Origin of the sequence: Kitasatospora sp. NPDC017646, assembly GCF_044329365.1 — a bacterium.
Classification (GTDB): Bacteria; Actinomycetota; Actinomycetes; order Streptomycetales; family Streptomycetaceae; genus Kitasatospora.
Genome location: NZ_JBIRJC010000130.1, coordinates 1 through 1,783 on the forward strand (window position 1 = coordinate 1; position 1,783 = coordinate 1,783).

Genomic DNA, 1,783 nt, shown 5'->3' on the forward strand with positions numbered 1-1,783 from the left:
ACTAGGCCCGTCTTTCGCAGGTGGGGAATCGAGTGTCCAGCCAGCGTGGTCGGGTTGGATCGACGTCGAGTAGTTCCAGTAGTTGGGCCTGGATACCGGCGCTGATCACGACCGTGGGTGGGCTGGTGGCGGTGCCGGGTCTGATCCGTAGTTCGGCCAGGGCGGTGAGGATCAACTCGCCGGTGGGCCGGACGGCTCGGGGTTCGAGATAGAAGCCGCGCATGGTGCGCTGGGGTCCCAGGGCCTGGCGGACCTGGCGTTCGATCAGGCAGAACACCAGCAGGGCCAGGCAGATGACGGTGATCAGGGCGGCGATGCGCTTGTTGCTGCGCAGGAACATCGGCGCGACGGCGAGCGGGCCCTTGAACTCGCCGTAGCGGCGCTCGATGACGGGCTGGCCCTTGTAGTGCAGCAGGATCTGTGCGGGGTCGGCCTGGTCGGTGGGCAGGTTGGTCAGCAGCGCGTGCCAGCCGTCGACAGCGGCTTCGGCGTCGATCGCGGCCTGGTCGAAGGACCAGGTCAGGGTCGGCTTTCCGTCCAATGCGGTGCCGGTGACCGTGTGCAGGTAGGCGCTGACGCGGCGGGCGCGGGCGATGGCCGCAAGGCGGGCCTCGACCTTGGCCTGGTCGGGGTAGTGGTGGCTGCCCAGGGCGCGCTGGACGCGTTCGAGGTCCTCGCGGGCCTTGGCCAGCTTGCGCTCCCGCGCGGCCCGCTGCCCGGTAGCGTTCGCGCTGGAGTGCACCAGGATCCGCCGCAGCTCCTGAGGCGGATCGCTCTTGCGGCGGCTCTTCCAGACGAAGGCTTGGCCCTCCACCACGCGGTAGCTGCCGCGCTGTTCGGCGCTTTTGCCCGCGTCGCGTTCGGCGACATAGTCCACGACGGTCGCGGCGTGAAGGTCCTGGGCGGCGTAGAGGGCCGGATCGACGGAGGCTGCCGCGGCCGGGGCGACGAAGCGCACCCCGGCGGCGTTCATCGCGCGCACGTTGTCGTAGGACAGCAGCTTGGAGTCGCCCAGCAGCAGGAAGTCGGGGCGATGGGCGATCTCTTGCAGCGCGTGCATCGTGTCCACCACCTGGGAGACCTCGCCGGCCCCGCCGCTGATCGCACGGTGCAGGACCGGGATACCGCCGTCGGCGGAGATCGCCAGCCCGGTCTGGATCTGCTTCAGGTCCGTGCGGCGGTCCTTGGGGTGGCCGAAGCGGACCATCGGATAGCCGGTGTCAGGGTCCTCGTAGGCGCCGTGCAGGGAGATGCTGGTCATGTCCCAGTGCCACCGCGTGGTGTCGATGCCGAACTCGGCGATTGCCTGGGCACCCACCGAGCCGTTGATCTGGGCCAGGTGCGGGGCGACCGCGTCCAGAGCACGGCCGATCCGGTCGTCGTTGAGGAAGTCCGGCGTGATGCCGAAGACCTCGTCCACCGCCCACTGCTCGGCCCACTTGTTCACCTTGAACATCGGCATCGGCGAGGAGAGCCGGTTGGCGATCAACGCCTCGATGACCTGCCCGTGGGTGATGTGGGCGACCTCGGTCCGCATCGGACACAGCCCGTCGATGATCCCGGCGACGTCCAGACGACGCAGAAACTGCGCGGACGCGGGCAGAGAGCCCAACCGCTTCTCCACCACAGAGGTGATCAGAAGCTCAGCACGGGGACGGTGGACCCGAGAACGGGCCGGACCGGAGAAGACAGGCACGTCACCATCAACGCTCCACGACCCGCTCCGGACACCGCCTCCGTGCCGAATCACCTCAACGAAGCACCTGCGAAAGACAGGACTAGG

At 68.6% G+C, this 1,783-nt stretch carries 1 protein-coding gene; it reads right to left on the minus strand.

What is annotated here, in order from left to right:
- Nucleotide 1: 1 nt before the first annotated feature.
- A complete protein-coding gene (locus ACH4J0_RS43120; RefSeq protein WP_396246649.1) occupies nt 2–1,612 on the minus strand; it encodes an IS1634 family transposase in 1,611 nt (536 codons plus the stop codon).
- Nucleotides 1,613–1,783 lie beyond the last annotated feature (171 nt).